This window comes from Muricauda sp. MAR_2010_75, assembly GCF_000745185.1.
GTDB lineage: Bacteria > Bacteroidota > Bacteroidia > Flavobacteriales > Flavobacteriaceae > Flagellimonas.
In genome coordinates this window covers 3,261,445-3,282,257 of the sequence record NZ_JQNJ01000001.1, presented here as the reverse complement: position 1 = coordinate 3,282,257, position 20,813 = coordinate 3,261,445, and the positions used below count along the sequence as shown (strand labels likewise).

Here is a 20,813-nt window from a genome sequence, read left to right as displayed (position 1 = left end):
ATCCGTTAAAAATTATCATTCTGAATAAGTGTATATCCTTCAATCAGCGTCTTCTTAAAACCTTTGATGTGAGTATTGAACTGATTAAATTTTTGTCTACGCTGATTGCCTAAAAACTCAATTATTCTCTTATAATCCACAGATGCCATTTGGGAGCGGTAACATGACATCCCATTTTCCATTTTTGTTTTTGCAGATTTGGAGATTTGGAAATAAGAATTCATCTTAACAGGGCCCCAAACCTCATATATTAACACGTATCTGATAAAATCAAATTGTCCTTTTTTCTTCCCTTCATGGATGATGTTATTCATTAAACCACCTATTACACGGTGATCAGGGTGCATTTCCTCAGAATTTGGAACAAAAATGCAATCTGGTCGCAGACCTTGAATAAATTCGTTAAGCTGGACTTCCAGTTTTTTCTTATTACCCGGCCTCCCATTAAATCCCAATTCTGGAAAATTAAAATAATGAAGATGTTGGTAACCCATAATTTCTTTGGCCTGATAACTTTCTCTTACCCGATGCATGGGATTGAATGCATAAGACTTTGCAATAGATCGCGTACTCTCTTTTGTACAAACCAGCACATGCACTTCGACTTTCTTTTTTTTAGAGAAATGGATTATAGCACCTCCACAACCAACAATCTCATCGTCAGCATGGGGGCATATCACCAAAACTTTCCTGACCTGAAGTTTAGCCACATTTATTATAGGTTCGGACCTCTCATTTTTGTACATCTCACGAAGTCTGCCAATCAATAGGTTAGTACGTAATTCTCTCGATTTCATCGCATTTGGCCCTATGCCTATTTCCTAAATATGAAAGATGCCCCGTTTCCCCCGAAACCGAAAGAGTTGTTCATTACAACATTAAGTTCCTTATGATCAGTATCCTTGGTCGCGACCTGATACTCAACGCCATCAATATGTTCCTCGAAATTTATGCTTGGCGGTATAAATCCGTGATTCATTGCCGTAACACAAATAACACCTTCTATTGATCCAGCAGCACCCAGCGCATGTCCAAGTAATGATTTTGAAGAACTAATAGGAATATTTCTGAGAGAATCCTTGAATATACGTTGAATGGCTTTTAGTTCGGCGTTATCATTATGCTTTGTTCCGGTACCATGCATGTTGATGTACTGGATATCCTCCGGGCTTAAACCAGCTTCTCTCAAGGCTTCCTTCATAGCAACCACTGCCCCTTCTCCGTTTGGATGGGGCTGTGTGGCATGGTAAGCATCATTACTCAAACCATAACCAGCAATTTCCGCATAACCCTTTCCACCACGTTTTATCAAATGGCTTTCACTTTCTAAGATAAAGCACGCTGAACCCTCTCCTATCAAGAGTCCATCCCTATTTTTATCCAATGGTTTTGGCATTTTTTGGGACATCGCCCTAATTGTATGAAAACCCATATAGGTGAGTTCTGACAAAGGATCAACCGATGCAACTATTACAGCGTCGGCCAAACCACTTCTGATGGTATCAACTGCCAATGCCATAGCATTACCACTAGCACTACAAGCTGTAACTGAAGAGGACAACACCCCTGAGATTCCATATTCCTTTGCTATTTCCGTAGCTAGCAAAGGTCCCGGTATATTAAGAATAGTCTCATCATGATTAAGCTGTATTTTGCTATTCAACAATGATGGATATTCTTCATTTCTTTTTGCATAATCCTCTTTAAACAGGCTATCGACGAATCCACCGTAACCCGCAATGGACGTGCCAATTGAAATTGATACCCTGGAACGATCAATATCTGATTCTAACAATCCTGAATCGTTAAGTGCTTGTTCAACAGAGGGACGAATTAACAGGTTCGACCGAACTCCGGTCTTACTTCTTGATTCGTCAAAACCCCTAACCACTCCAGCATATGTATTTCGATAAGTTGAAGTGTCAAATTCCGTTACTTCCTCAAATCCGTGATGAGCACTTATTAATGCATCATTAAGAGCATCGACATTTTTTCCAATTGGGCAATAGATTCCTATGCCGGAAATGATAACTTTTTCTTTCATGGCTATGATTAAATTATAATTAGGGTATGAATCTTGAGAAAACAAGATTGCTTTACGAAATGTTAAGGTTACACTTTCTGAGTTTCTAAGTGTTGTGCTTGTTTGACTATCTTAAAATAAATGTCTTTATCCTGAAATACAGCTTGGGCGGTCAAAACACCGCTTAGAACAGAAGCATAAATTCCTGAGGAGGTAACATCCGAACCGGTCAGAAATACATTGGCCAATGGAGTAAAGCAATTTATTTTATCCGACAAATAGCGTTCTGGGGTATCTGGAATACCAAAAATGTTTCCTTTGTAATGTAGGGTATTATTTCTTACATCAACAGGGGTTAAAACCTCCCACGTCTCTATTAATTCGAAGAGACCTGGGAAATATTTCTCCGCATCATTTAGCAACAACCGCCCAATTTTAAGCTTCAGATTCTCCAATGCACTTATGGCCGCCTTTTCATTCTCCAGTTCAAAATTAAATAATGAAAAGTCAACCAGAGTGTTGATCTTCATTGTGTGATTTCGACCATCTTCCTTTTTAAGCGATGGAAAGGAAATTGAGTATTGGGATATATATCCATTTCCAATATTTCCCTTGTTTCTATAAGTTTCTTCATGACACAGCGAATTATAAATCCATAATAATGAACTATCGGCTCCTATTGTTTCAGGGTTTTTTTTAAGAGTGGCATATACCTTGACCAAGCTCGCACCCGAGTGATTAAATTTATCTATCTGCTTTAACAGGTCATCGTTAACAAATGGTCTCAGCAACTTTTTATAGGTATTGGTTATGCCAATCCCAGAAACAAAATACCTGGCAAAATGTTCAAGTGTATCACCTGAATCTTTGTGATTTACCAAAACAGAATGTGCAGTATCTTTCTTAGCTTGTACTCGAAGGACTTGTGTATTACAAAGAATGGTACCTCCAGCATCTTCAATTCCGCTTTTTACCGATTCAATAAACCGGCGTGAACCGGTCTCAGGGTAATAAACTCCATCCCTATAGTTATTGACCAAAAGACACTGTTTAAGAAAAGCACTTTGACTTGGAGGTAATCCGTAGTCGGTCCAATGTGAAGCCAGAAAGCTTTGTAATTTTGAATTACCAAAACGGAGTTCCAGATATTCCCGGGTAGACATTACAGCCAACTTACTTTCTTCAGCCTTGAAGAGTTCTTCCAACAAGCGCTTGTTATTCTTATCAATACAACACATTGTATATTTACGATACCAGTTGGTTACAGCCCGGATGTCTCGATAATAGATATCAATATTTATAGCTTCATCAGGAAATCTTTCTTTTAAATACGTTTTTTGTTTGTCTTCCCCTGCAAAAACTTTGTAAGTGTCATCTGGGAATTGAAATGTTAAAAAATTCTCTGGCAGTTGCTTCCACCTGCTTTTTCCAAGCGTGATAAATTTCATAATCTTATGGAATATAGTAGATTCATGTAGCTCACCTACCTGATGAATCCCTATTTCAAATTCACTACCGCTTTTTGACACTAATGAACCTGAAAATCCACCTATCGTTTCATGTTGTTCAAGAATCAGAACTTTTTTCCGATAGATTCGGCTTACAATACTGGCACAGGTCAATGCGCCTATTCCAGAACCCATAAAAATAAAATCATATGTTTTGCCAGCAGACATAATGCAGAATTTTGTGACTAGGCAATTAGTAAACCTCCGTCAATAACGAGAATTTGCCCTGTCATGTAACTTGCTGCATCCGAAAGAAGAAAAAGAACAACAGAAGCAACTTCCCCAGCCGTACCAAATCTTTTCATGGGAATCATTTCTGTATGCTCCAGGTCATTTTTGGTTGCATTCTCTAACATTCCCGTGGCTATAAATCCGGGGGCAACCGCATTAACCCGAACATTGAAATCGGCCATTTCTTTTGCCGCGACCATAGTTAATGAGTTGAGTGCTCCTTTGGTAGAACTGTATACGGACTGTCCCTTCAATCCTCCTATGCCCGCAGCTGAACTGATATTGACAATACTCCCATATTTTTGACCTATCATTACAGCAGACACATGTTTCAGCACCAAGAAATTACCTAATAAATTGATGTCCAATGCATTCTGGAACTTCGATAATGACTGCATTGCCACAAAACCGCGAACAAGAATACCCGCATTATTAACCAACGCATCAATTCTTCCGTAAGCCTCCTTGATGGTATTAATTAGTTTCTTTACTTCATCCTCTTTCCTTATATCGGCCTTTACCTTCATGGAGGTAATACCCAAATCGCTAATTTCATTTAAAATCTCATCTGCTTTCTCACCATTACTATTGTAATGAATAATGGGTATAGCCTGATGTTCCGCAAGGGTAATACAGATCTGATGACCTATTCCACCTGTAGCACCCGTTACCAAAACTACTTTGTCTTTCACATTAGTTGAATTCATCATACCTTCGGAATAAGAATTTATACTTCTATGATCATTGAGAAGCAGTTACCTCCAATATGATAACTGTTTACAACAACATAAATCGGGCTAGTTTTTGAATGTTTGATTTCAAGCCCTCTTAAGTATCCGACTATCATTGCAAAACAGTCTGACGCTCCCAGTGTTTCACCCAAATTAGGTTTAGGATAGTACACTTCAGGAATCTTTTCGGGCCAAATCTTTTTTAATGCTTCTTTTTCAGATTCAATCTGATGACTATCTTCTCTTGCCAGTGATATAATCAGTGAAATCTTTGACCTTTCTATTTCGCTTCTTTCCAAAGCACTGGTCATGGTTTTGTATATGCATTCGGCAGAAATAAAGCCAAAGTTATCAATGGATTCCTCTGTATACTGAAGGTTCGAACTTACACTATAATTGCAGAGTTTAAATAGTATCTCTGATTTTCTCCCAATGGCAAACTCCTCCTCTTCCAAAAATAACATCGCCGAACCTTCACTGACATTGGCGATTGCAGAAGGCTTTTTAGTGCCATTTTCATCAACAATTGTGCGGTTCAAGTAGGCTTTTTCAAGCTCTGGAGAAAGTTCATCAAATCCTCCAGCAAGTATTGCTTTGGCCTTTTTATTGCGTATTACATCAAAGGCATAGGCTATTGGATTGTAACCTTGCACCGTTGTACTAAATCCACGGGTCTTCATTAGTACCGCAATAGCACCAGGCGCAGAGTTTATTACGGTATAAGGAAATATTAAGGGGCTTGCTGAATTAAGTCCTAACTTAAATCCTGAGTGAATGAAATCTCGTGCACTGGCAATAGGCCCATAGGAAGAACAGAATATACCCCCTACATCATTGATGTTTGACTCATCCACAGATAATTGCACTTTATCAAGGCAATCCACAGCTGCCATCATCGTAATCTTCGTCAGGCGATCCATCCTTCTTTGATTTACGGTTGAGAAGTTGGACAGATCCTTTTCCAAATTGCCATCATCAATATGTCTACGACAACCTATATCTTTTTGAGAATAGTTCTTTGCAAATGATGTGATTGAATTTCCATTGGGTGAACTTACACCAAGGGAAGTCACCACTACATTTAAAGGTTTGGTTTTCATTGTTCCTATTTTTCGAAGTTATACGTAATCATTCCTTTACCGACAATTCGGTCTTCCACACTCGCCGAAACATCGACTTTAACAAACTTGCCAATCATATTTATTAATTTACAGTGGATTTGTATTGAGTCTCCGGGTAGAATAAAGTCTACAAATTTGAAATTGTTTAGCATAGCAATGTATCCTCTACAGTCGTAGCCCGGATGTTCCGCAATCATTATACCACCGGTTTGGGCACTTGCCTCTACAAGTAATACTCCAGGAAATACTGGATTTCCGGGAAAGTGTCCGACCAAATAAGGATCGGTGAGACTAACATGCTTTACACCAATCACTTCCTTTTTGTTCACTTTTATTATTTTATCTACCAACAGAAAGGGGAATCGCTGGGGGATGCGATCTGCGATTTGCTCATATCGTAATAAGGTCATATACAAAGAATTTAATAGTGTCAATTAGAGATACCTGATCAAATAAAGTTGGGAAATTACCAGTCTGGCAATGCTAATGTGTTGGGAAATAATTGTTCAGATTGTTATACAACAATTTTATCCTTTGTCCACCTTAAGGGAATCCAACCATGTTCCTGTATCCAGTATTTTATAATATCTTTTCTTTGGGCGAAGAATTTATTTTTTTTCCATGTGGCCATCGAATCCCCTCCGTAATGTATCCTTATATTGCTACTATCAAATTCGTTTTGCGGTAAAACGAAGGTGGGAATTCCCGCTGCCACCATACATGAAGCAGATAAATGGATATCTTCACCATTGTTGAGCATTAGCGGAGTGTACCGGAAGAAATAATCTAACCATTCCCTTCTGAAGAAATAGCTACTACAGGCGTAGTCTACTTGTGTTAAATCCCTGATACAATTGAACTTTGGATTAATCATGTCGCCGACAAACGTATCGGTGCTTATTTTTGAATCCGCTACGGAATAGCAACCGTCCTCCAAACATCTCCCCGTTCCAGAAATTATTGCCCCTAATTCGATACAGGCGTGGTAACATCTTTCAATCCACCCCGGTGTTGGAATAACATCGTCATCAATAATGTAAACAAAGGGGGTTTCCAAACTAGCGGCAATATGAAATCGGGCGAAGTATTTCAGATTAAACTCAGATTCGATAAAGTACAAATTGGAATGTCTGGATTTAATACTGGTTTTGATATCCTCTGGGATTTCAATATAATCTTCATTATGGATAATAATTACATTTTCAACAGGTAAGGACTGCGATAGAATAGCCTCAATTTGCTCTTCAAAATAGGGACGTTTGTAAATATTAAGGATTACAGACACTCCATATGTTATTTCTCCAGGTTCCATGACAAATTTTTAAAATTTAATACGTATTGTTTTTTGATTGGAAGAGAAGGTGAATACCGCTTTCTTCCAACCCGGTGGCCCAAATAGCGATTTAACATTATTGGAAAACGCATACGGTTCTTTTGGTAGCCCCAGAAAACCGATATCGAATTTGTCGTTATTGTTTACATCATGAAAACAGGAAATCGCATAGTTGCCATAGGGTAAATCTGTAAATGTTGCCACAGCCGTTCCACTGCTTATCAAAGCTTTCTCACCAGCATATTGTTTGGTTAGCCATTGATTCTCTTCATTATAAATCCCAATCAGGACCATTCCATCATCGCTCTCAAGATTGGTAAGGACTACTTCTAGAGATCCGGTTGTATTTGGATGTTCGAATTGAATCATGAAGAAAATCAGCAGTACGATGTATATAAAGATTTTCATGAGAGTTAATAATTATTGTATCCAGCACCTCAGGCTGGCCGTTCATTAAAAAAAAGTTAATACTTGAAACCCTATCCAATTGGGACAACTTATTTAAGCACTGCGATAAATTGTGAGACCCGACAAAGAGAGATAACCCGCTTTCTTATGGAAGCAGTTTAGATCTTTGAGAAAGTCATTTCCAGAAAGAAGCATTTTTGCTTCTCCATTGCTTATTTCACCTTCAATAATCCCCCTAACCATTTCTGATTTATCCATTGACAAAGGCTGTGATAATTTGAATAGTTTTTCAAAATGATCCCTGTTCATGGTATTATTTCCATGGATAAAGTATATGACCAAATTGGGTTGGGAAAGTGGAACAACACCGCCTTTTTCCATCATTGCATTGACCAGGATTGCATCCTCACCACGTTGACGAGAACCATATTTAAGGTCCTCATTAATGCATTGCTTTTTGCAGAGCAAACTTGTTTCCCACAATCTGAACATAGAGAAGTATGCATTACCGGTACGTTGGTCATAAACCAAGAGATTGGTAAGTACTACCGCTTTCTGCCCCGTTCTCTCGAGAAACTCAACTTGCCGCATAATTCGATCTGGATGATACCAATCGTCATCATCCCAATTACAAAAATACGTGCCATTGGAAATGGAGACTGCTTGGTTTCTAATATCCCCCAGTGTAAGTTTTGGCGAGTTTAACGCATGCCCGACAATGTTTTCATTTTCCAAAGAATCTAAATATTCCTTGGTTTGATAGTCATCAGCACGGTAAATGACTAGTAGTTCAGTTCTGGGATACGTCTGAGACAGAAAACAACGAATAGATTTCTTTAAAAAAGAGACTCTGTTATAGGTAACACATATACAAGAAACGAGCTTGCAACAATTATCTTCCATTCTATTGATCACTTTAGAATTCAAGCCTTCATGAGTTCAGATACCGATAGTTTTGAAAGTATTGATTCCAAATCTTGAATTGCCTTCAACTCCAGTTCATAAAGCTCCCTTAGTTTCTTAACCAAATTGGAATTTGCCCCCCAATGGGAGTCATTCAATGGATTTTCCGCTACCTTGTCCAGGAACTCAATGAATTCCTGCCAAAGACTTCCCGATAGTCTGAATTGGCCTGCAATAAGAATCAGTGCATCCGAATTCAATTCCGAAGCACATCTATTCAAGTATTCTGAAAAGTTAAAGCGGTATGCTCCTCTGGCCATACCCGAAACTGTCAAAGTAATTTTAAGAGCGGCGAGAGTTTCGGATAATTTTTTCTCGGATAGCATTTTATTCCAAATGGCAATATGTCGTATTGCTTTCTGGTAGCCATAGCTTCCCGTATAAATGGACAAATTGGTATATTTCTCAACATAGAGAAATCGATGAACTACTTTTTTCAGACTCAGGTAATACGAGATGTTTCGATTAAGAACTTCATCTGGAAACTGAATACTCAAAAAATAATTTTGTGGATTTTGATTAAAACTTCCCGAGTTTCTCCCCTCCTTGAAATCCTCTATGCTCATTTTAGTTATGCTCAGTTTTGCACTATCGAAAAAGTACAATTCATGTTTATTCAAATCATAACCAATAACTACAATCCAATGTTGGGAAAGATAGCGTCTATGTCTTGAATCCGTACGTGTATAGAGATTGCTCGAATATAATGGGTTAATCTTTACAGCCACTGGAAATCCACGATCAATACAGTTAATGATCTGGTTTAAAGCCTCACTGTTGTTCCGAAGTGTAATCGTTTCTCCCCCGATTCCGATATTTGTGAGAAAGTCAATGGCAATATTATCTGAAGTAATCGGCATATTAAATTGCTTTTGGCTCGCAATAGCGGAGTAGTTAAAAGCAAATCCGCAACCTATCCCAAAAACATCGATCTGATCATATCTAAAACCTTGGTTTCTCATTATCCCACTCCATGAGGAAACCGAGCAATTACTCCCAGGTTCATGAGCAAAATTGTGAACCTTATTTGAATATGTCGTTCTGATCATTGAATTAAATCTTTATAATAGCATTGAATGGCTTTTTCCTCTTTAGATAACAATTCCTTATAAGCCTCGATAAGTTCAACTTTAAGCAAACACTCATTTCCGTGTTCTATAAGAAATTGAAGGTCTTGCCATGTTCTCCCAGCATCTTCGTAGGCTTTTATAGTTCGATTTGCCGTAAACCAGGATTTCTCCGTACCATAGCGAAGACAATCGGCAAAATAGAGACGGTTCATTTCACGCTCACCTTTAGCAGCCATGGCAAGAAATGATCGCATCCAGTACTCCCTATGTCTTGCAATTTCCTCTACTGACCCTTCATTTGATATATTGGCCAATAGTTTTTCTAGCAGAGAAGAATTACTATTGGCTGTTTTCTGTTTTAATAAAGCATAATGCCGTATCAAAGCGACCCGCAAGGGATATTTATCAAAAGAAGCAAAATCCGACTGGGGAATTGTACTCATGATCACATATCTGCGTGCATTTAATTGAGAAGATTTGACAATCCAATGCTTTTTGAATTCACTTGGTTCCAAAATCAATGAACGCTTTGCTGTGAATTGCAAATGGAATCCAAGACCTGTATTGTAGTTTTTTGCATGGATATTCTCATCCAAAGGGCCAATGATAGCGAATACTGGAGTATTATCCATGTTGTCACTGATAATGCCTTCATCCAGCAAAACGGAAAGCCCAAGTTGTACGAGGAACTTTCTTTTATTGACTACCATCTCTTTGATCAACCAATCAACTTCATCTACATTCTCATAATCATGCAGTGAATAGAGTTCAAAACCACATTGGTTAGCGAATGTTTCAAGAAAGAAATGACCCGAGGATGTTGCATAGCTCTTTCCAAGTGATAATTCTCCCGGGGCACTTATCAGTGGGGGGGCAATTTGCTTGGAATAAAGACCAAATGATGAGGAAAGTAAACAACATAACCTATGGTCCATAGTATAACCATTCTCTTCCATTAGATGTCTGGACAGACAGAAAGCACCATTATTTCCATATGCCATTTTGACATAAGGAGATCTAATCAAAAAATGAGACTGTCTCATTGGCTAGAAGTAATAGTTGTAAATGGATAAGTTTATTCAAATAACCTAATCTGCGTAGAAAAAGGCAAAGGGAGATTGATCATAAGACTTACTAATCGCCTCCTGCAATACCTCAGGCATCGTTAATTGAACTTCAAAGTCTTTTGATACTATCGCCTGACGCGTGTTAGCTTTTGTGAAAAGAGTATTTTTATTACTATCCCAAATATGATATTCGAAATCTATAAATGGTTTGTCCGTAATTTTCAGTCTTGCAGCTACTGCCAGTTCAGATTCGATGTATACCGTTTTCAAAAATTTACAATCGCACTGAACAACTTGCAAATAAAATGGGGATTGTCTTAGGTCATCATAGGTTATATCCAAAATTTTTTTGAGGAAGTTTAAACGGGCTTCCTCAAACCAAACCCAATAGATTGAATGATGTACTTCAAGAGTTGAATCAATTTCATTCCATCTAGGAACAATCTGTATTTCATTTTTGTCTCTCATCGACATCACAAATATTTATCGCTCAATTCAATTTAGTCTAGGCCACAAATGAGTTGAAAACTAAGGTTCAATCAAAATAGTAGAGTTTGGTTTTTGCTGAGGTGCCAATTTTCCATTTTCTATAGTGTATAATTCCTTTGCGGATCCAATGACCGTTTCATCATGGCTGGCAAATACGAATGAAATGCCCTGATCTTCGTTAAGCCTCTGCATCAAACCCACAATGTTCTCTGCATTCTTTCTATCTAAATTTGCGGTAGGTTCGTCGGCGAAAACTACCTTGGGTCTTGTTGCGATGGCACGTGCAATAGCCACACGTTGCTGCTGACCTCCTGAAAGTTCTGACGGTTTATTATCCATTTTATCACCCAGCCCAACTAAGTTAAGTATTTCCATGGATATTTCATTCCGTTCGCTTGGCGTATAGTCATGCAAATGCATCGGCAACTCCACATTCTCCTTTGCGCTTAATACTGGAATAAGGTTAAAAGACTGAAAAACAAAACCAAAATTATCTTTGCGAATTTTTGCGAATTTCTTTTTCTTTTTGAAGTCAACAAGAAAGTCATTTAAATAGTAAGTTCCACTATCCGGTTGATCCAAACATCCAAGTATATTAAGCAAGGTTGATTTTCCAGATCCAGAAGGTCCCGCTATGACACTAAAACAACCAGAACCAAAGGTCACAGTAATGTTATTCAGTACAATTACTTTATTTTTACCCATGGTATATGATTTACCAATACCATCGAGTTTAATTAGTTGATTTGATTCCATATGCACTTAGATTAAGTCAGAAAAATAATGAAAGTACAACTCTACTTTGAAAGTTGTAAATCGATAATGAGTTATGATAAATGAAGGTTGTAAATTCAAATTTGAAGTAGTCTCCTGTGTATGAATATTCGGGAAACAGTACAATTTGACTGCTTATTGGATCAAAGAAGATGTTAGTGGCCACTTTGTGTTTTTCATAAGTATCCCGGAAATTCAGTTGACCATAAAAACTGTGTCTTCCCATTGAAATAGGGTCATAAAATGCCATGTTATCGGGAAGATTATTCTCAAAGTTCCTATTCGACATAGAAGTATTATAATCCTCACGAAACCGGTATTCCGCAATCATCTGGCTCTTTGACGAAATGTTTATCATCGTACCGAGAAGGGATTCAACGTAGGGGTCTTGCAGCCCACTCTTTTGCCTGTTCGGCTCTGCGATTCCTAAATTGTCGACTAGAGCAGTATTGGAAAAGTTTCTGACCACTGCCTCTCCGTAAAAAGTAAAGTTATCACCGCCATAACTAAAATCTGCCCCCATTTGTTGTTTATTCTCCCCAAGATAGGCATAGCTAAATGAAAATGATGTGGCCTTAATATGGGTGTTCAATCGAGTAGCGATAGTAGTACTGTTAAAGTCCTTATCCGGAGCGAAGATAATTTGCCAATCCAATTCCTTAAGTAGGAGTTCAAAATCTGTCAACACCACTCCTTCCAATCGATTGTTTAGACGAAAAGGGTCTCGCTGTAAGAATGGATTGGTCGGATTCCATACATTACCGGTTCCCCAATTAATGCGCTCTTTACCGAGTTTTACAAAAAGATTGCTTGACACCTCATACTGTGTGTATAGTTCATTCACACTCAGAGTAACATTTTCCTGTATTGGATCAGTTAATAGCTTAGGTTCGAATTGTACTTTCAGCTTTTCATATTTTGCCATAAAGACAGGGAAAAAACGATTTTCGGCCTCTAGTTCATTTAAGTCTAAAAGATTATCAGGATTGGCCTTGGATGCATTTTCCACATTGTTATAGGTCAAAAGGTTTTCATTAATTAATCGAAAAGACACATCAATCTGGCCTGACAAAGTATATGGGAATAAAATCCCCCAAATAGTAAAATGGATTATCCTAATGCGCAGCATTATCAATTCATAAGTTCTCGTTTATTTACTTAACGATCCCGTTGTAAAAAACACATCTGGTTGATGTACTTCCAAGAGGAGATTTGAATAAAGAAATACAGTCTTGGTATCCCCCTGAAGTGCATCTACTATGGTAAACCTGGTCGGGATGTATTTACCGTCAATCACTTCAATATCCTCATAGTTAATAGTTTTAATGGTTTTTCCGGAAAGACTTTGCATTTCCTGCTTTATCGGAGCGAAGTTTTCGCGATTCAGGTAGAAGATTACCTTATTATAGGAAACACTAAGGTCATTGGCTTCCAAATACAGAATTTGAGTTTCGTTGTTAGTCTCCATTTTTGTGACTTTATAATCATCAACCAACGATACTCTCAAAATATCCCGATTGGAAGCATCTCCTCCCAAGAAGGCTTGTTTATATGGGATTTTGATCAATTTGCTCGATCTTGGCAGGTACATCCAAAGATTATCACCATCGTTGAGGATACGGCGATCTTTCTCAATATTTGGCTTAACAATTTCAAGTCTAAGTTTATCATCTTTTTTAAATACATGCATGAAGTAGGACCTCTTTACCTTTTCCTTTTTATAAATGCTCATCTCCATATCATACTCCATATTGGCGGAAAAGAAATTTCGGTCAAGAAGTTCAAGAACTTCATTTGCTGAGCTTTGCTGTCCAAAAGTTACGGTATGAAGTACCACGCAGCAGAGAAATATTTTGAATTTCATAGTTCTATTTTTAACTATAGTTTTAACGATCGTACAATAGATTGATAGGATTTACGCTGTGTAACCTTTGAGTACTCAACAGAGCGGATAAAGAAGGGTAAACAATACCAATTGCCAAACCCAGAAACCCCAACATTACCGAAGGTGAGGGCCTAAGAAGAGAGCCGCCGAAAATCAATGATGTTGTATCGCCAAGGAAAATCCCGTGTCTGGAGTAATAAAATAACAATCCACCAAAAAATAGTAATCCAATAATCGAGGCTAGACATCCAACTATCAGCATTTCCACAACAAATAAGAATCTAATACCAAAAGGATTAAACCCCAATGCAAGTAATGTTCCTACTTCTTTGGACCGTTCCAGAATGTTGTTTTTGACGACGAACCCTATGCCGAAGAAGGATATGATCTGCAAAAAAATAACAATGCTTAAAAAGCCATATCTATTGGCATTTCCAAGGGTAGATGCAACAAATGAACGGTCTTGATAGGTCTCTACGTCAAATTCAGTATTATAAAGGTTGTTGAGGATTTGGGAAGCTTCAGCCTTAATTTTATTTGCACTGTCAAGATTTTGTGAATCCAATAGAACATGAGTGGGCATATTGGTATTCAGTAGGCTTTTTGCATGTGTCAAATCCATGAATACCAAACTATTGGACCAAGTTGAAATATTCTTGAAAATCCCAATTATAGTAAAATCTTCTAAATTCAGGGAACCTTGAACAGTCTGAATTAGAATTGAGCATTGGTCATTTAGACCAACTTTAAGTTTTTTTGCAAGAGACTTACTAATAATCAATCCGGGGCTGGTCAGATCCCCTGTATGGGGAGCCTCTTCAAAAGTGAAACTATTGAGTAAAGGCTTTTCTCTTGACCAATCAACACCTCGTATATTCACGTCAGAAATACGTTGGGAATTACTAATCATAGCACGGGCATGAACCCTTTCGCGGAGGATGCTTACCCCATTAATATCCGAAAGCTTGACTGTTAATTCCTCAAATTTTTTCTGATCAGCCTGGGTTTGATTTTCTAATAGTTTACTATCCGGTGAAAATGATACTACACCTGTTTCTATTTGTACCTTGTTAGCCACGAGTTGTTTCTCCACACCATCAGCAATAGAGATAACAGCAAAAAAAAGACCAACCGAAATGGCTATGCTAATACCGATAAGAAGATTTCTATTGGCTTGACGAAATACATTTCGCCAGGCAATGTTCATAAATGTTGCCATGGTTATCAATAATTGGTATTTTAGACCTGAAATACTCTCAATTCAGTTAGATAAGCCCTCAGGTTCCAACTCGTAATAATTCGGTGATTTTAGCCTTTGGTAGTTTGTGAAGACTGATCCATACGGCAAAATAACAGGCAATGCTGAAGTAGAAACAGATTAGAAGAAGATCTTTCCAGCCCAGTTCCGGGAATATATAGGTACTCAAATAAGCTGCCTGTAGCTCTTCCCAAGGAATTGGAATACCATTAGAGAGAAAAGATTGACATAGGATTTTTATTAGAAACCCAGAGAAAAATACACTCACGACAACCACAATGATGTACTCCAATGCGATTGAATTGATTATTGTAAATGGAGAATACCCAAAGGCAAGCATAGTCCCTATTTCCTTTTTCCTATTATTTGTTATCATGATTACTATGTTCATGACAATAAGGAAACTGAAAATGATGAAAATGACCTTTATCAAATGTCCAAGATTAACCCATAGTTTTACTACTGAATTCATAAGAGGGGAAGTCTCGGACCAATTGGCAATTTTAAGAGAAGACTTCATTTTATGTAAAGCGTTCTCCAGTTGGCTTTGGTTCACCTCCAAATTGTCCAGGTTCTTAAAGTTTATGAGTATTTCCGTGAATTCATCTGTCTGGAGTCCAGTTATGGTTTTCCCACGAGCAAAGTTTAAATAGCCAATCGGAATAAGAAACTGACCAAGCCCGGAAGTTTTGAAAATTCCGGAAACAACCAATAGGTCGTCACTTAAATATCCATCTCGATTATTGGCCAAGAGCACTAGGGTATCACCAACGTTGACTTCCAAAACCTCAGCAAAGGATTCGCTTATCATTATATCAGAGTCTTCCTGAGGGGCCTTCCCTTCCACGAAATTTAGTATGGAACTCAGGCGTTGTAGATGATCTGAGGTTAATCCCTGTAAATTAATACCCATACTTTCATCTTTATAGGACAGCATTCCACCGAAACGGATTCGGGGAGAAACCACAGTTATTTCAGGAACCTCTTTTCGAATTATCGAGGTGGTCTGATCCGACCAATCAAATAATCCCAAATCGGAAAACTGAGATTCTAAGACATCTATCTTTTCCTCAGAATTGAAGAGAATAAATTGACCGGAAATAGCTTCTCCAATCAATTCTCTTAGGTTTTTTTGTACGCTATTCTTTTGAGCAATTTGGATAAAGATGTTCAGAGAAGCGATGAAACATACTCCAAAAATTAGAAGCGTCCTTGATTTTTTACGGAGAATGTTCTTAAAAGATAAGCGAATCATTACTGAGTCTTTTGGTTAGGTCTAGCTAGCCTCAACTATTCTATCGGCAATAAATTGGTCGATTGTATTTACATATTCAAAAATATGCATGTCATCATCCGAGACTTCCACATCAAAGGTATTCATGATTCCAACAGCAAGTTCTAAGGCATCGACAGAATCGAGACCAAGACCATTCTGTTCCACGGGAAGGAAGAGTGCCGAGTCATCATTTATATCGTCAACACTAATTTTCAAATTCAACCGATCAATAATTAGTTGTTTGATTTTGAGTTTTCTTTTTTCTGCATTCATGTTAATAAAGATTAAGATTAGTATTTAAACAAAGGTTTCAATGTACAGTACCATAATGATATGGGTAAGAGAGGTATAAGAACCAAGTCTTTCTAAGCTTCTTTTTCTTGCCACCGAAATGTGCGAATGGAGGTGGCGGCAATGAGAAGTAATAGGACTAGCATCAACCCAAGTGTAATGGTGTATCGATTAAGAGGATTGCCATAGTTGGCAACACCTCGCATAACATTAGCTAGGTGGGTAAGCGGGTGAATATTTGCAACAAATTGAACGATTTTTGGCAAGGTATCTATCGGCATAAAAATCCCACAGAGAAAAGCAGCTGGAAAACTAATGAAGTTGATTAGGTTATTGCCATTTTCAACACTTGAAACAAAATTGCTTAGGAGGATGCCTATACTTATAAAAATCAATGACGAAAGTAGAATTATCCCTAATATTATGAGGGGTGAGCCGCTAAAAGAATAATTGAAAATAATTATAGCTAAGGCTACATAAAAGATGTTTTGTAAGACCATGATTGATAAATAGCTCGTAGAATACCCAAGTAAGAACTCCCATTTTTTTAGTGGTGTGATTTTTAGGCGTTTTAGATTTTCATTTTTTCTTTGAGTAAGTAAGGTCAGACCTCCCGAGAGTCCAATTTGCATAATGGAAAAAATGAGCAATCCAGGAAATATAAAATCAAAATACTTCAAGTTTTTACTGGAAATATATTCGGACTCTATCGATATCCTGTTCAATTCTTGGTTGAGTATCGTATTGGATTCAATTGCAGCCAATTGCAGTCCTGGCTCAATGAATTGCAACCACATTTTTCTGCTAGGATCTCCAAAAACACGGATATTAAGGGAAGATTGAATATTAGACGCTGGATTAATTTCAATTCCTGCTACTAAAAGGCCATTTTTTACATCATTGATTAAAGAGTCTCTACTCACATACCGTTTCAGGGTAACATTGGACTGTTTATCAAAATGTTCTAAAAGTAACGAGGCATTTTCTGTTTTTAACTCCTGAAAATAGCCTAAATCCACATTGAGATTGTATTTATCTTCGAGGGTTAAGCCAAAGACTATCATTAAAAATGCATTAAAGAAAAAGATGAAAATAATGTTGCCTTTATCCCTAAAGAATATCTTCAAAAAAGTAATATAAATCTCCCTTGCCCTTTTCATAATAATATATTATTGTGTTTGAAAACCTGTTGGGTGAGTTCGAGATATACATCCTCAAGATTAGCTTCCTGAATTCGGATACTGTTTATCGTTTTGTTTTGTTGGCTTGTCATTTCCAGTATTTTTCTAAGATCATTAGAGTAATCATGCGTAGATATGACAATTTCGTCACCCACGTTTTTGGCATGAAATCCGTTCCAGAATGACGGCAGTAAACGCTCTTTAAACTTCAAAATAATTTTTCTCGGGTACCCTAATTGATTAATAAGATTTTCGGGAGAATTGTTTGCAACAAGTTTTCCATCATGTAGGATGATTATTCGCTCGCAAAGCTCGTGTGCCTCTTCCATATAATGAGTGGTCATAATAATGGAACATCCCTTTTGTTTGAGTTCTCTAATCCTCTTCCAAACGGTACTGCGAGCAGTAGGGTCCAAACCTGTAGAAGGTTCGTCCAGAAATAGTATTTTCGGGTTATTTAACAGTGCAAGGCATAACTTCAATTTTTGAAATTGTCCTCCTGAAAGATCTTTGGCCATGGTTTTAGCATGCTGAAGAAGGCCTACCTCTTCAAGTAGATCATTTATTTTATGCTTTTGACCATATAGCCTCGAGTACAGGTGGAGATTTTCTCTTACACTTAACCTATCGAATAAACTGGTTTTTTGAAGTTGAATTCCCAATTGGTTTTGAATTTCTTTGGATTGTCGACGCTGATCATACCCCAATACTCTAATTTCTCCCTTTTCCAGATGCCGAAGCCCTTCAATTGTCTCGAGCAATGTTGTCTTCCCCGCACCATTAGGGCCTAAAATTCCCAGAATCTCCCCTTTTCTTAAGGTAAAAGAAACATCATTCAGAACCATCGTACCCGAATAGTGCTTAAACACATTTCGGACTTGAATGACTTCCTCTACCTTCGGGTTTTCCAATGAATCCTCTTTAATTATAGGGGCTGTAGTTATCATGTTCCGAACCATTGTTTTTGTTGATCAATTCTGAAACGGATATAGTCTCAATTGTTTTGGGTAATTGTTTCCCTTTAATACAGATTCCAATAATGTAATCAGAATCCAAATCAAAGGATTTAAGATTAAACACGGTATTTTTTATGGATCTGTCAGACCATACTACAGATCCGTGATTTATTACGCAAAAGCCTTTCAGGGGATATTTAAGACCTCTCCCTATACATTTCAAATAGCTTTCCTTTAATGTCCAAATCCTATAAAAGGCCCTTATTTTATCCGATTCATTTTTTATATAGTCTTGTTCAAGAGTGGAAAAAAAGGTTGAAGAAATAGAATCGACACTTTTTCTTTTGACATACTCAATATCTACTCCAATCTCTAAATTTCCTATTCCACATATTACCCATTGGTTTGAATGAGATATATTGAAAAACAGTTGATTGTCATTTTTCCAAAATGGCTTTCCACTTGACCGTTTTTGAATTTCTATGTTCTCGGGGCTTATATTGCAGCATAATCCAATGCAATGTTTGGCTAGCAGCAACCCTAGTCTTGTTTGAATACTTTTCAAACTGTCTTCAAACGTAATACTGGAATCAGAGTTAGTATTGTATTCAGAGTAGTCACTTTGTGACATCTCATCAATATGAAGGGCAAAAAGTCTTGGTACTTGAAACACAATCGGAATGATTACACACTTCGTGTGCGTGTCTATTATCAATTACAAATATCTTCAGTTCTAATGTGTTATGAAGTGTAATGGCAGGGTTGCGGATATCATCTGGTGCAAAGAAGAAATTTTCACAATTACTTTTTGTGTATTTTTAATTTCCACTATCTCGCATTCCAATCCCTTTAAAGGCCCGGATGTTATTTGTCTCATTTGGCCTACTAAAAATTTAGGTATTGTTTCGGTCCTTATTTCTGAAAGATCTTTAATACCCAAAACACATTTAATCTGTTGGATCTCTTTATCACTTACTTTTGCATATTCCGTTCCGAATGACAAATAACAACAAGCACCTTTTACCTGTATGGCTTGATAGAATTCCTTTTTTGATTTGATATTCACGAACACATAGCTCGGAAACAATGGAGCCTGTATTTTTTTAACGCGATCAGCCCATAGTCGCACTGTCTTTGTCAACGGAAGAAAACTCTCCAAACCTTGTTCTTGAAGTGAACGGTCCACACTCTTCTCATGTTTTGACCTGACATAAATTACATGCCATCCTGTGTTATTAAGCGTTGTACTTTTCATCTGTGCAGGGCTTCGCCATTCCCACTTACATGGTCCTAGGAAGAATTCATTTTCAAATATTCTTTTAATGCCTACGAATTTGGATTAAGCAGCAAAGCAATATTTCCTGTGTTGGAGATAATAAAATCTCTTCAACTTTTTCCAAATTCTGATAGATTTTAGCCTTGTTGGACAATTGATATACATCATGATTCAGATTGAATGGGCATTGATTAGTTCTCCGCATGGGATTAGACCATATCACTACATCAATCTATCAGTTAAACATTAACCCCAAGATACTATCTAAGCAATAAGATTGGACTACACCGAAGTGTAGTTGTCCTTTACCCTATTGAAAACTACACTTTTAGGCAGGTGTACTATGGGGTTTTCAATTTGTGGTGTAATTTTATTAAGCAATGCCCTGTTGGCAAGATAGAACTCTGATAAATCATCAAAGGTCATACAAATCGGAATTGTTTCTGACCCCAGATACTCAATCGAATCCCCAATGATTTGAGTTTTGATTCCTAATCGATTTAATACCCGAAGTAGTTTGGCATCGCACTCCGCAAATGCCAGATTGTTTTTTGAAGCACAGACTGGGGCAATTGCACAAACCATAAGTGTTTTGAAAAGCGACAGGCTCCGATTTCCCTTTTTTATGGCAAATCTACCTATATGACAGATTTTACCCAAAGGTTCACCAACCATACAGTTCAAGGGATTAATTCCAAATAACTTTTGAATCGGTAGAATAGAACTAAAATCCCATTCCAAAACACGTATTGCACCTAACAGTTCATCAAAATTCCAAATTGAAAAAAAGTCAGCCTTGGGAAAAAAGGCCAATTCCTCTTCGAAGATGGAAAATACCTCTTCAGTGCTGCTAAATGAAGGGTTCTGGTCCTGATGGTGATTGTAATTTTCATCAACAATAAATTGAGCTACTTTTAAAAGTTCACTTTTTTGTACTCTACGAATGTTAAAATTTTGGAGAAACATGGCGAA

The 20,813-nt window shown here is 37.5% G+C and carries 23 protein-coding genes; all 23 read right to left on the bottom strand.

Annotated features, from left to right (window positions below; translation table 11 throughout):
* Nucleotides 1–5: 5 nt before the first annotated feature.
* The 23 genes from FG28_RS14880 to FG28_RS14770 all read right to left on the bottom strand — a co-directional run bounded on the left by FG28_RS14880 (nucleotide 6) and on the right by FG28_RS14770 (nucleotide 20,807).
* Entirely contained in the window at nucleotides 6–710 is a 705-nt protein-coding gene (locus FG28_RS14880) for a PIG-L deacetylase family protein (protein WP_197062608.1), read from the bottom strand.
* 104 nt (nucleotides 711–814) lie between these two features.
* Entirely contained in the window at nucleotides 815–2,044 is a 1,230-nt protein-coding gene (locus FG28_RS14875; protein WP_036384167.1) for a beta-ketoacyl-[acyl-carrier-protein] synthase family protein, read from the bottom strand.
* Nucleotides 2,045–2,112: 68 nt separating this feature from the next.
* Nucleotides 2,113–3,699 (bottom strand): NAD(P)/FAD-dependent oxidoreductase, encoded by a 1,587-nt coding sequence (locus FG28_RS14870; RefSeq protein WP_036384165.1) that lies wholly within the window; start codon nucleotides 3,697–3,699, stop codon nucleotides 2,113–2,115.
* A 17-nt stretch (nucleotides 3,700–3,716) separates the two neighbouring features.
* Complete coding sequence (locus FG28_RS14865) at nucleotides 3,717–4,472, bottom strand: SDR family NAD(P)-dependent oxidoreductase (RefSeq protein ID WP_081894413.1); 756 nt, start codon at nucleotides 4,470–4,472, stop codon at nucleotides 3,717–3,719.
* A gap of 17 nt (nucleotides 4,473–4,489) precedes the next feature.
* On the bottom strand, nucleotides 4,490–5,593 hold the full coding sequence (locus FG28_RS14860) for a beta-ketoacyl synthase N-terminal-like domain-containing protein (protein ID WP_036384162.1): 1,104 nt from the start codon (nucleotides 5,591–5,593) through the stop codon (nucleotides 4,490–4,492).
* 5 nt (nucleotides 5,594–5,598) lie between these two features.
* A complete protein-coding gene (fabZ, locus tag FG28_RS14855; RefSeq protein WP_036384161.1) occupies nucleotides 5,599–6,024 on the bottom strand; it encodes a 3-hydroxyacyl-ACP dehydratase FabZ in 426 nt (141 codons plus the stop codon).
* A gap of 104 nt (nucleotides 6,025–6,128) precedes the next feature.
* On the bottom strand, nucleotides 6,129–6,926 hold the full coding sequence (locus FG28_RS14850) for a glycosyltransferase family 2 protein (RefSeq protein ID WP_036384159.1): 798 nt from the start codon (nucleotides 6,924–6,926) through the stop codon (nucleotides 6,129–6,131).
* Nucleotides 6,927–6,935: 9 nt separating this feature from the next.
* Nucleotides 6,936–7,355 carry a DUF2141 domain-containing protein gene (locus FG28_RS14845; protein WP_036384157.1) on the bottom strand — a complete coding sequence of 140 codons (420 nt, stop codon included), beginning with the start codon at nucleotides 7,353–7,355 and terminating at the stop codon, nucleotides 6,936–6,938.
* A gap of 93 nt (nucleotides 7,356–7,448) precedes the next feature.
* The gene (locus FG28_RS14840) at nucleotides 7,449–8,258 is read right to left on the bottom strand and encodes a glycosyltransferase family A protein (RefSeq protein WP_156102291.1); all 810 of its coding nucleotides are present in this window, start codon (nucleotides 8,256–8,258) and stop codon (nucleotides 7,449–7,451) included.
* 20 nt (nucleotides 8,259–8,278) lie between these two features.
* On the bottom strand, nucleotides 8,279–9,367 hold the full coding sequence (locus FG28_RS14835; protein WP_081894409.1) for a BtrH N-terminal domain-containing protein: 1,089 nt from the start codon (nucleotides 9,365–9,367) through the stop codon (nucleotides 8,279–8,281).
* The gene (locus FG28_RS14830; RefSeq protein WP_156102290.1) at nucleotides 9,364–10,344 is read right to left on the bottom strand and encodes a hypothetical protein; all 981 of its coding nucleotides are present in this window, start codon (nucleotides 10,342–10,344) and stop codon (nucleotides 9,364–9,366) included. The genes FG28_RS14835 and FG28_RS14830 overlap by 4 nt, the downstream gene beginning before the upstream one ends.
* 132 nt (nucleotides 10,345–10,476) lie before the next feature.
* Nucleotides 10,477–10,923: a thioesterase family protein gene (locus FG28_RS20210; protein ID WP_051947384.1), complete on the bottom strand. Its 447-nt coding sequence runs from the start codon at nucleotides 10,921–10,923 to the stop codon at nucleotides 10,477–10,479.
* A 60-nt stretch (nucleotides 10,924–10,983) separates the two neighbouring features.
* Nucleotides 10,984–11,700 carry an ABC transporter ATP-binding protein gene (locus tag FG28_RS14820; protein ID WP_036384148.1) on the bottom strand — a complete coding sequence of 239 codons (717 nt, stop codon included), beginning with the start codon at nucleotides 11,698–11,700 and terminating at the stop codon, nucleotides 10,984–10,986.
* A gap of 16 nt (nucleotides 11,701–11,716) precedes the next feature.
* A complete protein-coding gene (locus FG28_RS14815) occupies nucleotides 11,717–12,772 on the bottom strand; it encodes a hypothetical protein (protein WP_156102289.1) in 1,056 nt (351 codons plus the stop codon).
* A 96-nt stretch (nucleotides 12,773–12,868) separates the two neighbouring features.
* On the bottom strand, nucleotides 12,869–13,582 hold the full coding sequence (locus tag FG28_RS14810) for an outer membrane lipoprotein-sorting protein (RefSeq protein ID WP_036384143.1): 714 nt from the start codon (nucleotides 13,580–13,582) through the stop codon (nucleotides 12,869–12,871).
* A gap of 22 nt (nucleotides 13,583–13,604) precedes the next feature.
* Nucleotides 13,605–14,822, bottom strand: a complete 1,218-nt coding sequence (locus FG28_RS14805; protein WP_081894407.1) for an FtsX-like permease family protein — start codon at nucleotides 14,820–14,822, stop codon at nucleotides 13,605–13,607.
* 58 nt (nucleotides 14,823–14,880) lie between these two features.
* Nucleotides 14,881–16,116: an ABC transporter permease gene (locus FG28_RS14800; protein ID WP_036384137.1), complete on the bottom strand. Its 1,236-nt coding sequence runs from the start codon at nucleotides 16,114–16,116 to the stop codon at nucleotides 14,881–14,883.
* A 21-nt stretch (nucleotides 16,117–16,137) separates the two neighbouring features.
* Entirely contained in the window at nucleotides 16,138–16,410 is a 273-nt protein-coding gene (locus tag FG28_RS14795) for an acyl carrier protein (protein WP_036384134.1), read from the bottom strand.
* Between the two features lie 92 nt (nucleotides 16,411–16,502).
* Complete coding sequence (locus FG28_RS14790) at nucleotides 16,503–17,588, bottom strand: ABC transporter permease (protein ID WP_036384131.1); 1,086 nt, start codon at nucleotides 17,586–17,588, stop codon at nucleotides 16,503–16,505.
* Nucleotides 17,585–18,556 (bottom strand): ABC transporter ATP-binding protein, encoded by a 972-nt coding sequence (locus tag FG28_RS14785; protein ID WP_051947382.1) that lies wholly within the window; start codon nucleotides 18,554–18,556, stop codon nucleotides 17,585–17,587. The genes FG28_RS14790 and FG28_RS14785 overlap by 4 nt, the downstream gene beginning before the upstream one ends.
* Nucleotides 18,531–19,238 (bottom strand): 4'-phosphopantetheinyl transferase superfamily protein, encoded by a 708-nt coding sequence (locus tag FG28_RS14780; protein ID WP_156102288.1) that lies wholly within the window; start codon nucleotides 19,236–19,238, stop codon nucleotides 18,531–18,533. The genes FG28_RS14785 and FG28_RS14780 overlap by 26 nt, the downstream gene beginning before the upstream one ends.
* A 60-nt stretch (nucleotides 19,239–19,298) precedes the next feature.
* Nucleotides 19,299–19,820: a UpxY family transcription antiterminator gene (locus FG28_RS14775; RefSeq protein WP_036384125.1), complete on the bottom strand. Its 522-nt coding sequence runs from the start codon at nucleotides 19,818–19,820 to the stop codon at nucleotides 19,299–19,301.
* Nucleotides 19,821–20,123: 303 nt separating this feature from the next.
* Nucleotides 20,124–20,807 (bottom strand): hypothetical protein, encoded by a 684-nt coding sequence (locus tag FG28_RS14770; protein WP_051947380.1) that lies wholly within the window; start codon nucleotides 20,805–20,807, stop codon nucleotides 20,124–20,126.
* Between the last annotated feature and the right edge of the window lie 6 nt (nucleotides 20,808–20,813).

Bases quoted from the DNA above. Each gene is read 5' to 3' on its own strand.
- FG28_RS14875 (WP_036384167.1), bottom strand. From the start codon at position 2,044: ATGAAAGAAAAAGTTATCATTTCCGGCATAGGAATCTATTGCCCAATT.
- FG28_RS14870 (WP_036384165.1), bottom strand. From the start codon at position 3,699: ATGTCTGCTGGCAAAACATATGATTTTATTTTTATGGGTTCTGGAATA.
- FG28_RS14865 (WP_081894413.1), bottom strand. From the start codon at position 4,472: ATGATGAATTCAACTAATGTGAAAGACAAAGTAGTTTTGGTAACGGGT.
- FG28_RS14860 (WP_036384162.1), bottom strand. From the start codon at position 5,593: ATGAAAACCAAACCTTTAAATGTAGTGGTGACTTCCCTTGGTGTAAGT.
- fabZ (WP_036384161.1), bottom strand. From the start codon at position 6,024: ATGACCTTATTACGATATGAGCAAATCGCAGATCGCATCCCCCAGCGA.
- FG28_RS14850 (WP_036384159.1), bottom strand. From the start codon at position 6,926: ATGGAACCTGGAGAAATAACATATGGAGTGTCTGTAATCCTTAATATT.
- FG28_RS14845 (WP_036384157.1), bottom strand. From the start codon at position 7,355: ATGAAAATCTTTATATACATCGTACTGCTGATTTTCTTCATGATTCAA.
- FG28_RS14840 (WP_156102291.1), bottom strand. From the start codon at position 8,258: ATGGAAGATAATTGTTGCAAGCTCGTTTCTTGTATATGTGTTACCTAT.
- FG28_RS14835 (WP_081894409.1), bottom strand. From the start codon at position 9,367: ATGATCAGAACGACATATTCAAATAAGGTTCACAATTTTGCTCATGAA.
- FG28_RS14830 (WP_156102290.1), bottom strand. From the start codon at position 10,344: ATGGAAGAGAATGGTTATACTATGGACCATAGGTTATGTTGTTTACTT.
- FG28_RS20210 (WP_051947384.1), bottom strand. From the start codon at position 10,923: ATGAGAGACAAAAATGAAATACAGATTGTTCCTAGATGGAATGAAATT.
- FG28_RS14820 (WP_036384148.1), bottom strand. From the start codon at position 11,700: ATGGAATCAAATCAACTAATTAAACTCGATGGTATTGGTAAATCATAT.
- FG28_RS14810 (WP_036384143.1), bottom strand. From the start codon at position 13,582: ATGAAATTCAAAATATTTCTCTGCTGCGTGGTACTTCATACCGTAACT.
- FG28_RS14805 (WP_081894407.1), bottom strand. From the start codon at position 14,822: ATGGCAACATTTATGAACATTGCCTGGCGAAATGTATTTCGTCAAGCC.
- FG28_RS14800 (WP_036384137.1), bottom strand. From the start codon at position 16,116: ATGATTCGCTTATCTTTTAAGAACATTCTCCGTAAAAAATCAAGGACG.
- FG28_RS14795 (WP_036384134.1), bottom strand. From the start codon at position 16,410: ATGAATGCAGAAAAAAGAAAACTCAAAATCAAACAACTAATTATTGAT.
- FG28_RS14790 (WP_036384131.1), bottom strand. From the start codon at position 17,588: ATGAAAAGGGCAAGGGAGATTTATATTACTTTTTTGAAGATATTCTTT.
- FG28_RS14785 (WP_051947382.1), bottom strand. From the start codon at position 18,556: ATGATAACTACAGCCCCTATAATTAAAGAGGATTCATTGGAAAACCCG.
- FG28_RS14775 (WP_036384125.1), bottom strand. From the start codon at position 19,820: ATGAAAAGTACAACGCTTAATAACACAGGATGGCATGTAATTTATGTC.
- FG28_RS14770 (WP_051947380.1), bottom strand. From the start codon at position 20,807: ATGTTTCTCCAAAATTTTAACATTCGTAGAGTACAAAAAAGTGAACTT.